Annotated in this window: 8 protein-coding genes and 1 rRNA gene; 7 read left to right on the top strand and 2 right to left on the bottom strand. The window is 65.1% G+C overall.

Features of this window, described 5'->3' with window-relative positions:
* The first annotated feature begins 14 nt into the window (after window positions 1-14).
* Together rrf and mrdA are read left to right on the top strand one after the other, a co-directional pair.
* Window positions 15-130, top strand: a 5S ribosomal RNA gene (gene rrf / locus CAG31_RS20760).
* A gap of 214 nt (window positions 131-344) precedes the next feature.
* Window positions 345-2,237 (top strand): penicillin-binding protein 2, encoded by a 1,893-nt coding sequence (gene mrdA, locus CAG31_RS20755; RefSeq protein WP_085584632.1) that lies wholly within the window; start codon window positions 345-347, stop codon window positions 2,235-2,237.
* 12 nt (window positions 2,238-2,249) lie between these two features.
* On the opposite strand, the gene CAG31_RS20750 is transcribed toward mrdA, so the two are convergent.
* Window positions 2,250-3,209, bottom strand: coding sequence for a LysR family transcriptional regulator (locus CAG31_RS20750; RefSeq protein ID WP_085584630.1), 960 nt, complete (start codon window positions 3,207-3,209; stop codon window positions 2,250-2,252).
* A gap of 155 nt (window positions 3,210-3,364) precedes the next feature.
* On the opposite strand from CAG31_RS20750, the gene CAG31_RS20745 reads away from it, so the two are divergent.
* Genes CAG31_RS20745 through CAG31_RS20735 form a run of 3 tightly spaced genes read left to right on the top strand, consistent with a single transcriptional unit; the run spans window position 3,365 to window position 6,368 of the window.
* A complete protein-coding gene (locus CAG31_RS20745; RefSeq protein WP_085584628.1) occupies window positions 3,365-4,666 on the top strand; it encodes an MFS transporter in 1,302 nt (433 codons plus the stop codon).
* Window positions 4,667-4,674: 8 nt separating this feature from the next.
* Window positions 4,675-5,430, top strand: coding sequence for a class II aldolase/adducin family protein (locus CAG31_RS20740; protein WP_085584626.1), 756 nt, complete (start codon window positions 4,675-4,677; stop codon window positions 5,428-5,430).
* Window positions 5,431-5,438: 8 nt separating this feature from the next.
* Window positions 5,439-6,368 (top strand): glyoxylate/hydroxypyruvate reductase A, encoded by a 930-nt coding sequence (locus CAG31_RS20735; RefSeq protein WP_085584624.1) that lies wholly within the window; start codon window positions 5,439-5,441, stop codon window positions 6,366-6,368.
* Here CAG31_RS20735 and CAG31_RS20730 read toward each other — a convergent pair.
* A complete protein-coding gene (locus tag CAG31_RS20730; RefSeq protein WP_085584622.1) occupies window positions 6,362-7,297 on the bottom strand; it encodes a LysR family transcriptional regulator in 936 nt (311 codons plus the stop codon). The two genes, CAG31_RS20735 and CAG31_RS20730, sit on opposite strands and share 7 nt — an antisense overlap.
* A gap of 161 nt (window positions 7,298-7,458) precedes the next feature.
* On the opposite strand from CAG31_RS20730, the gene CAG31_RS20725 reads away from it, so the two are divergent.
* Both CAG31_RS20725 and CAG31_RS20720 read left to right on the top strand, forming a co-directional pair.
* Window positions 7,459-8,769: an MFS transporter gene (locus CAG31_RS20725; RefSeq protein ID WP_085584620.1), complete on the top strand. Its 1,311-nt coding sequence runs from the start codon at window positions 7,459-7,461 to the stop codon at window positions 8,767-8,769.
* A 20-nt stretch (window positions 8,770-8,789) separates the two neighbouring features.
* Window positions 8,790-10,019 (top strand): Zn-dependent hydrolase, encoded by a 1,230-nt coding sequence (locus CAG31_RS20720; RefSeq protein ID WP_085584619.1) that lies wholly within the window; start codon window positions 8,790-8,792, stop codon window positions 10,017-10,019.
* Window positions 10,020-10,169 lie beyond the last annotated feature (150 nt).

Genomic DNA, 10,169 nt, shown 5'->3' with positions numbered 1-10,169 from the left:
GGCACACAGAATTTCTTGACGACCATAGAGCGTTGGAACCACCTGATCCCATCCCGAACTCAGAAGTGAAACGATGCATCGCCGATGGTAGTGTGGGGTATCCCCATGTGAGAGTAGGTCATCGTCAAGATTAAATTCCGGAACCCCAACTGCGAAAGCGGTTGGGGTTTTGTTTTGCCCGCAGGAAAGTTTCTGGACGCATCCAGCCGTCGCACCGGCACCACCGTTGAAGGAATTCCTTCTGAAGTGACCCGGCAGTTTTTGGTATGGTGCAGCTCGTTTTTTAACGGACTGATGTCACGCCCATGGATCGGCGCTCATTTTGTCAAAGAGTGGCTGCAGAAATGCCCGAACCCATTCCGATCAAGGATCACGAGAAAGAGACGCGCCTGGTCAACAAACGGCTGATCGCCTGCGCGTTGTTTGTCTTTGCGATCAGTTGCGCACTGGTGGTGCGCCTGTACATCCTGCAGGTGGTGGAGTTCGACTACCACTCGACCATCTCGGAAAACAACCGCGTACACGTCTTGCCGATCCCGCCGACCCGCGGCCTGATCTATGACCGCAACGGCGTACTGCTGGCCGACAACCGCCCCAGCTACAACTTGACCATCACCCGGGAACGCGCCACCAACGTCAGCCAGGAACTGGACGAGGTCATCGAGCTCCTGCACCTCCCCGCCGAAGACCGCACGGTGTTCGACAAGGCCATGAAGCAGTCACGCCACCCGTTCACGCCGGTGACGTTGTTCTACGAGCTGACAGAGGAACAGATCGCCGTACTGGCGGTGAACGAGTTCCGCTTGCCGGGCCTGGATGTCGAACCGCAGTTCGTCCGTCACTACCCGCTGGGTGCGCACTTTGCCCATTCCATCGGCTATGTCGGTCGAATCAACGAAAAAGAATCCAAGACCCTCGATTCCGTGGAATACCGCGGCACCCAGTCCATCGGTAAGACCGGCATCGAGCGCTTCTACGAGGCGCAGCTGCATGGCCACGTCGGTTATGAGGAAGTCGAGACCAACGCCCAAGGCCGTGTCCTGCGTGTGCTCAAGCATACCGATCCGGTGCCGGGCAAGAACATCGTCCTGAGTCTGGACGTCAAGCTCCAGGAAGCGGCCGAAGCGGCTTTGGGGGATCGGCGCGGTTCGGTGGTGGCGCTGGATCCGGCCACCGGTGAGGTGCTGGCCATGGTCAGCAACCCCAGCTTCGACCCGAACCTGTTCGTGACGGGCATCAGCTCCAAAGAGTACTCGGCGCTGCGCGACTCCATCGACCGGCCGCTGTTCAACCGCGTGCTGCGGGGCCTCTATGCGCCGGGCTCGACCATCAAGCCGGAAGTGGCCATCGCCGGGCTCGATGCTGGCATCGTGACGCCGCAGACCCGGGTCTTCGATCCCGGTTACTACCAACTGCCTGACTACGATCACAAGTACCGCAACTGGAACCACAGCGGCGACGGCTGGGTGGACATGGATGCCGCGATCATGCGCTCCAACGACACTTACTTCTATGACCTGGCGCACAAGCTCGGCATCGACCGCCTGCACGATTACATGGCGATGTTCGGCCTTGGCGAGAAGGTCTCGCTGGACATGTTCGAGGAGTCGCCGGGCCTGATGCCTTCCCAGGCCTGGAAGCGCGCCACCCGCCGTCAGGCCTGGTTCCCGGGTGAGACGGTGATTCTCGGCATCGGCCAGGGCTACATGCAGGTCACGCCGTTGCAACTGGCCCAGGCCACGGCGCTGATCGCCAACAAAGGCGTGTGGAACCGCCCGCGCCTGGCCAAGACGGTCGACGGTGTCGCGCCGGTGGACGAACACCCGATGCCGAACATCCGGCTCAAGGATCCGCGTGACTGGGAACAGGTCAACCACGGCATGCAGATGGTGATGCACGATGCCCGCGGCATCGCCCGTGCGGCGGCGGCCGGCGCGCAGTACCGCATCGCCGGCAAGAGCGGCACGGCGCAGGTGGTGGCGATCAAGCAGGGCGAGCGCTACAACCGCGAGAAGACTTTGGAACGTCACCGCGACAACGCCTTGTTCGTCGGCTTCGCCCCGGCGGAGCATCCGCAGATCGTGATTTCAGTGATGATCGAGAACGGAGAGGCGGGCGGTCGGGTCGCAGGTCCCGTGGTGCGGCAGATCATGGATGCCTGGCTGCTCGATCAGGACGGCCACCTCAAGCCGCAGTACGCCGCGCCGACCAAGCCCCAGGGCGATCCTCACGTCTGAGCCGGCAAAGGCTTACAGCACAGGCTCACGCAGGCTGAGCATGTGCTGGAAGCTGTCGAGGAAGACGGTCTCGGCCTGGGTCATCTTCTGCTCGCGGTTCCACAGTAGCTGTATATCGAAATCCACCACCCCCTCTTCCGGCGGCAAACGCCAGAGCAGACCTTGCTCGACGTCCCGTCGCACCAGGTGAACCGGCAGGCAACCAATGCCGAACCCTGCGCAGATCAAGCGGTAAATCTCTTCGAAACTGGTGGATGAGGCAACGATCTTGCCGGTGAAGCCCTGCTGGTCACGGAACAGTGTCAGGGGTGAAAGGTTGCCGCCGAGCTGGTCGCTGGTGAAGCTGACGAAGTTTTCCGCCGCAAGCTGCTGAAGGGTCAGATTCTCCTGTCCGAAAAGTCGATGCCGTTGCCCGCAAAAGTACGCGTAACGCTCGCGGAACAGCACCCGCTGCTCAAGCCGCGGTTGCGGCAAGCGACACAGGCCGACGCCCACCGTGGCGGTTTTCTGCAGCAGGGAACTGATGATGTCCGAGCTGCCCATCACTTCGACTTCCAGCTCGATTTTCGGGTGGGTTTCATGGAAATCGGCGAGGAAGTCATCGTAATGCCGCGCCTGCACACCACTGACGGTGAGGATGCGGATCTTGCCGACCACGTCGTCGTGGCGATTCTCCACCACCGTCCCCAACCGTGAAATGTCGCCGTAGATGTCGGCGGCGATGCGCAGGACTTCTTCCCCGGTTTCCGTCAGGTCGAACCGCCGACCGCTGCGGGCGATCAACACGCAATCCAATTGCTCTTCGAGCCGTTTAAGCGCCTGGCTGACCGCCGACTGGGTGATGTGCAGCCGGGCGGCGGCGCGGCTCATGCTGCCTTCCTGGCCGATCACCAGATAGGTGCGCAACAGGTTCCAGTCGAGGCGGTCGTTGAGAAAGCGGCGGCCCGCCCAAGGGGTGGAAGTCGAGGTCATGCACGCTCCATGTAGTAGCAAGGCTAATAGTAAGGATAAGTTTTTGAAAATTGACTAATCCTTTCACGGAAGCGATAAAGCCCACAAGCGCCACAGAGCGCCACCGCCAGCCGCTTCGACACCTGCCCAAAACTATAAATACACAGGGTTCTTGCATGCACACCACCGCTCAACCGCGCCGTGCCGCCGCCGCTGCCTTCATCGGCACGACCATCGAGTTCTACGATTTCTACATCTACGCCACGGCCGCCGCCCTGGTGCTCGGACAGGTGTTTTTCCCCAGCGGCGATCCGGTGACCAGCACGCTCGCCGCGTTCGGCAGCTTCGCCGTCGGCTTCATCGCCCGCCCCATGGCCGGCATGGTGTTCGGCCATCTGGGCGACCGCCTCGGACGCAAGAAAATGCTGCTGGTGACCATGGCCCTGATGGGGTTGGCGACCACCGGCATCGGCCTGTTGCCCAGCTATGCCAGCGTCGGCATCTGGGCGCCCGCGGGCCTGATCGTGCTTCGCCTCATCCAGGGCATTTCCGTCGGCGGCGAGTGGGGCGGGGCGGTGCTGATGGCCAGCGAGCATGCGCCGGCCGGGCGCAAGACGTTCTATGCCTCGTTCGCGCAACTGGGCAGCCCCGCCGGGTTGCTGCTGGCGTTGATCGCATTCCGCCTGGTGACGTCGCTGGAGCCTGAGGACTTTCTGGCCTGGGGCTGGCGTCTGCCGTTCCTGGCCAGCGGCGTGCTGATGACGGTCGGGCTGATGATCCGCTCCGGCGTGCACGAGTCGCCGGAGTTCGCCAAAGCCAAGGCCAGCCACCAGACCGCCCGGCACCCGGTGAAGGATGTGATCCGTCAGTGCTGGCGGCAGATCCTGTTCGCGGCCGCCGCCGTCACCATCGGTTCGGCCGGGTTCTTCTTCACCAACACCTTCATGATCACGTACGTCACCCAGTATCAGGGCATCCCGAGGGCGACGATCCTCGATTGCCTGTTTCTGGTGACGGTCATTCAGTTGCTGTCGCAGCCGCTGTCCGCGCTGTTGGCCGAGCGCATCGGCGAGGGCCGCTTCCTGACGCTGGTCGCGTTGCTGTGCATGGTCACGCCGTACCCGATGTTCCTGCTGGTCGGCACCCAGGACATCGTGTTGATGACGCTCGGCATCGCCGTGGCGGTAGTGATCCTGTCGGCGCTGTACGCGGTGGTCGCCGGGTACATGACCCGGGCGTTCCCGGTGCATCTGCGCTATTCGGGGATTTCCATCGCCTATCAGTTGAGCTGCGCCGTCGCCGGCGGCACCACGCCGCTGATCGGCACGCTGCTGGCCAGCAAGTTCTCCGGGCAGTGGCTGCCGCTGGCGGTGTTCTTCACGCTGCTGTCGGCCCTGTCCCTGATCGGCGTTTGCGGCCTCGCCCGGCTGCGCGCCAATCCCGCCGTCCTTCCTTCCAACCAAGAGGTGTATTCGTGAGTGCTTTTATGAGTAGAACGGCCCAAACCGACCCGGTCGAATGGCAGGCGCGCTGCGAACTGGCCGCGCTGTATCGCCTGATCGCGCACTTTCGCATGACCGACCTGATCGACACCCACATCACCCTGCGCATTCCGGGGCCGGAGCATCATTTCCTGATCAACCGCTACGGGGTGATCTTCGACCGCATGCGCGCCTCTGACCTGGTGCGCATCGACCAGGACGGCCGCATCGTCGACCCCGCGTACGCCGGGCACCGGGTCAACGCCGCCGGTTTCGTCATCCATTCGGCGATCCACATGGCGCGCCCGGACCTGAACTGCGTGATCCACACCCACACCGCCGCCGGCATGGCGGTGGCGGCGCAGAAGCACGGGTTGTTGCCGATCAGCCAGCACGCGCTGAAGTTCTACGGAAAACTGGCTTACCACACCTACGAAGGCATCGCGCTGTCGCTGGACGAGCGCGAGCGACTGATCGCCGATCTCGGCCCGCACCGGGCGATGATCCTGCGCAACCACGGGTTGCTGGTGGGCGGTTCCGGCGTGGCCCAGGCGTTTCAGGAAATCCACTTCCTGGAGCGCGCCTGCCAGGCTCAGGTGCAGGCACTGGCCGGTGGTTCCGAGCTGCACTTCCCGTCGCCTGAGGTCTGTGCCCACACCGCCGAGCAGTTCGACCGTGACGAGCAGGACAACATCATCGACCTGGCCTGGCAGGCCGCGTTGACCCTGATCGAGTCCCAGCGCGAGTCCTACACATCGTGAGCGCCGACATGAACACCGTCGCGCTGTTGTCCCGCGACACGCTGCTGCTCGCGCAATTGCAGGACGCCTTCGCCCGGCGTGCGCCGCACTTGGCGGCGGTGCTGGCCGAAGATCCACAGGCGATCCGGGCTCAGGTGGCGGCGTGCTGGTTTCCGTTGCCGGGCAGCCTGGGCGCGTTGCCGAACCTGCAGGTGATCCATTCGGTGGCCGCCGGCATCGATCACCTGGCGCACGACCCGTCCTGCCCGGACTTGCCGGTGTGCCGGGTGGTCGATCCCGGCCACCGCCAAGGCATGACCGAATACGTGCGTTGGGCGGTGATCCACTATCACCGGGGGTTCGACCGGGCGCTCGGCCATCAGGCGAACCGACATTGGGAGCGGCCGCCGCAACGCCCGGCGAGCCGGTTCAGGGTCGGGGTGATGGGGCTCGGCTCGCTCGGCAGCGCGATTGCGCAGGATCTGGCCGGCGCCGGTTACGACGTGCGCGGCTGGGCCCGCAGGGCCAAGGCGTTGCCCGGCGTGCAGACGTTCGCCGGTTCAACGGCCTTCGACCCGTTCCTCGAAGGGGTGGAGTTGCTGGTCAACCTGCTGCCGCTGACGGCCGAGACCCGGGGCATCCTCAACCGTCGCACGTTCGGGCGCTTGGCCGACGGCGCCGCGCTGGTCAACGTCGGGCGCGGCGCGCACCTGAATGCCGATGACCTGCAACAGGCGTTGGCCGACGGGAAACTGCGCGGCGCGCTGCTCGACGTGTTCGAACGGGAACCGCTGCCCGCCGACCACCTGCTGTGGACGACCCCCGGCGTCACCGTCACGCCGCACATGGCGTCGGCGGCGTCCCACGATTGCATCGCCGAGCAGATCGCCGAGAACGTCCGGCGCCTGAACGCCGGCGAGCCGCTGCTGAACAGTGCGGACCGCCTGCTGGGTTACTGATCGGCCAGGCACGCCTGCAAGCGTTCGATGAACAGCGTTTCGGCGCGGCTCATGCGTTGCTCGCGGTTCCACAGCATGTGGATGTCGACATCGGCGATCCCTTCGTGGGGCGGCAGGCGCCAGAGCAATCCGGCCTCGACGTCCGCCGCCACCACGTGTTCGGGCAGGCAGCCGATGCCGAATCCGGCGATCACCAGTCGCCGGACTTCCTCCAGGCTCGGCGAGGACGCGACGATGCGCCCGCTGAAGCCCTGTTGATCGCGGAAAATGGTCAGCGGCGAGAGCATCCCGCCGATCTGGTCGCTGGTGAAACTGACGAAGTTCTCGCGCTGCAGATCGCTCTGGCTGACGTCCTGCCGTCGGAACAACGGGTGGTGCTTGCCGCAGAAAAACGCGTAGCGCTGGCGCAGGAACAGGCGCTGTTCCAGGCGCGGCTGCGCACGCCGGTTGAGGCTCAGGCCCAAGGTCGCGGTCTTCTCTTGCAGGGCGCTGACGATGTCCGAGCTGCGCATCACCTCCACCTCCAGGTCCACGCGGGGGAATTGGCGGTGGAAGTCGGCGAGAAAATCGTCGAAACGCTCGGAAAAGATCCGGCTGATGATCAACAGCCGCACCTTGCCGATCACTTCGTCCGCCGGCTCGCCCAGCAGGCTGCTGACCTGGGACACCTGTCCGTAGATTTCGCCGGCCAGCGCCAAGAGCTGTTCGCCGACCTCGGTGAGGGCGAAGCGCGGGCCGCGCCGGGCGATCAGTTGGCGGCCCAGTTGTTCTTCCAGGCGCTTGAGGGCCTGGCTCACCGCCGGTTGGGTCAGGTGCAGGCGCGCGGCGGCGCGGCTGATGCTCAGTTCCTGGCCGATCACGCGGAAGGTGCGCAGCAGGTTCCAGTCGAGGCGGTCGTTGAGCAGGCGTTGCAGGTCGCGTTCGGCCATGGCGGCCCTCGATTATAAGGTGGCGTAATAATCGGAATAATAAATAGAAAATTGACTGATCATAGCCCCGGAACGATAAATCACTCCACGACAGGCGCCAGCAGAGCGCCGCGATTTGCCGTTCAACTCCTGCCAGAAAAATAACCAAAGGAGCCCGACCCATGAAGCCCCACGCTTCGAACCAGCCGCGCCGTGCGGCGGCCGCCGCCTTCATCGGCACGATGATCGAGTGGTACGACTTTTACATTTACGCCACGGCCGCCGCGCTGGTGTTCGGCGCCTTGTTCTTCCCCTCCGGCGATCCGCTGTTCAGCACCATGGCCGCCTTCGGCACCTTCGCGGTGGGCTTCTTCGCCCGGCCCTTGGGCGGGATCGTTTTCGGCCACATCGGCGACCGCATCGGGCGCAAGAAATCGCTGGTCATCACGCTGCTGATGATGGGCGTGGTCACCGTGTGCATCGGCCTGCTGCCGACCTATGCGCAGATCGGCGCGACCGCGCCGGTGCTGCTGATCCTGCTGCGGGTCGTCCAGGGCATCGCCGTCGGCGGCGAGTGGGGCGGGGCGGTGCTGATGGCCGGCGAGCATGCGCCGAAAGGCCGGCGCAATTTCTTCGCGTCGTTTGCGCAGTTGGGCAGTCCGGCAGGTCTGATTCTGTCGCTGCTGGCGTTCGGCGCCGTGACCCGTCTGCCGGAGGAAGATTTGATGAGCTGGGGCTGGCGGGTGCCGTTCCTGGCCAGCGCATTGTTGCTGGTGGTCGGTCTGGCCATTCGCCTGGGGGTGAACGAATCGCCGGAGTTCCTCGCCGGCCGCGAGCAGGCCCGGCAGCAGGCCCGCAAGGAACAGGCACCCGTGATGGAAGTGCTGCGCACCGCGTGGCGGCCGCTGCTGCTGTGCATCGGCGCCAACACCCTGGGCATCGCCGGGGTGTATTTCACCAACACCTTCATGATCGCCTACACCACCCAGCAATTGGCGCTGCCGCGCTCGCTGATCCTGGAGTGCCTGTTCTTCGTCGCGATCATCCAGTTCTGCATCCAGCCGCTGGCGGCGTGGATGGCCGAGAAAATCGGCGCGACGCGGTTCCTGTGCCTGGTGTCGCTGCTGGCGATGGCGTCGCCGTACCCGATGTTCGTGCTGGTCAGCTCGGCCCAGGCGCCTTTGATCATCCTCGGCATCGCCCTGGCGGTGGTGTGCATGGCCTCGTTCTATGCGGTGATCGCCGGTTACGTCAGCGGCATGTTCGAGACCCGCGTGCGCTACACCGCGATCTCGCTGGCCTATCAGGTCTGCGGCGCGCTGGCCGGCGGCCTGACGCCGCTGATCGGCACGATGCTGGCGCACCGGTTCACCGGCCAGTGGTGGCCGATGGCGGTGTTCTACAGCCTGATCGCCGCCGTTTCGCTGGTCTGCGTGCTGTCGCTGGCGCGCCGTCACGCCCTTGCCCACCGCGCGGAAACGGTCCGCGCCTGATGACTGTTCTGGAGAGTTTCATGCTGAAGATCAACGGTGAACGCCTGTGGGCGAGCCTGATGGCCATGGCCGAAATCGGTGCGACGGCCCGGGGCGGCAGTTGCCGGTTGGCGCTGAGCGACGAAGACAAGGCCGGTCGCGAACTGTTCGCCCATTGGTGCCGCGAGGCCGGCATGACCGTGAGCGTCGATGCCATCGGCAACCTGTTCGCCCGCCGCCCCGGCACCGACCCGGACGCCGCGCCTGTGATGATGGGCAGCCACCTCGACACCCAGCCCGAAGGCGGACGCTTCGACGGCGTCTATGGGGTGCTCGCCGGGCTGGAAGTGGTGCGCCGCCTCAATGACCTGAACATCAGCACCCGCAAACCCCTGGAGGTGGCGGTGTGGACCAACGAGGAGGGCGCCCGGTTCACCCCGGCGATGTTCGGTTCGGCGGTGTTCACCGGCCTCATGGATCTGGATGCCGCGCTGGCCGTGCGCGACGCCGACGGCATCAGCGTCGCCCAGGCCCTGCAGCGCACCGGTTATGCCGGGAACCGTCCGTTGGGCGGCAAGGTCGACGCCTATTTCGAGGCGCACATCGAGCAGGGCCCGATCCTTGAGGACAACGCCAAGAGCATCGGCGTGGTGACGGGCGGCCAGGCGATCCGTTGGCTCGACGTGCGGGTCGAAGGCATGGCCGCCCATGCCGGCACCACGCCGATGGCGCTGCGCAAGGATGCCTTGTACGGCGTGGCGCGGATGATCCAGGCGATTGAAGGGCTGGCGGCGGATTTCGCGCCCGAGGGCCTGACCACGGTGGGCGAACTGTCCATCAGCAAGTCGTCGCGCAACACCATTCCGGGCCTGGTGAACTTCACCGTCGATCTGCGTCATCACCGCGACGATGCCATCGCGGCGATGGAAGCGCAGGTGCGCGCACGCTTGCAGGCGATCGCCGACGGACGGGGCCTGACCCTCACCGTCACGCCGCACTGGATCAGCCCGGCCACGCCGTTCGACGCCGGGTGCGTGGCGGTGGTGCAGGAGGCCGTCGATGCGCTGGGCTACGCTCAGCAACCGATCGTCAGCGGCGCCGGTCATGACGCGATCCACCTGGCCCGGCATTGCCCGACGGCGATGGTGTTCATCCCGTGCGTCGGCGGCCTGAGCCACAACGAGGCCGAAGACGTGCTGCCCGACGACGTGCGCCAGGGCACCGATGTGTTGCTCAACGCCGTGCTGGCCCGTGCCGGGCGGGCTGACTGAGTAGCGCCCTGACCGACGCCTTCGCGGGCAAGCCCGCTCCCACAGGAACCGCGTACAAAACTGTGGGAGCCAGCCTGCTGGCGATAGGGCCCGATCAGACACCCCTCATTTCGATGACACACCGCTATCGCCAGCAGGCTGGCCCCCACA

This window comes from Pseudomonas sp. R25(2017), assembly GCF_002112565.1.
Classification (GTDB): domain Bacteria; phylum Pseudomonadota; class Gammaproteobacteria; order Pseudomonadales; family Pseudomonadaceae; genus Aquipseudomonas; species Aquipseudomonas ekonensis.
This window is presented reverse-complemented; position numbering and strand designations above follow the sequence as displayed.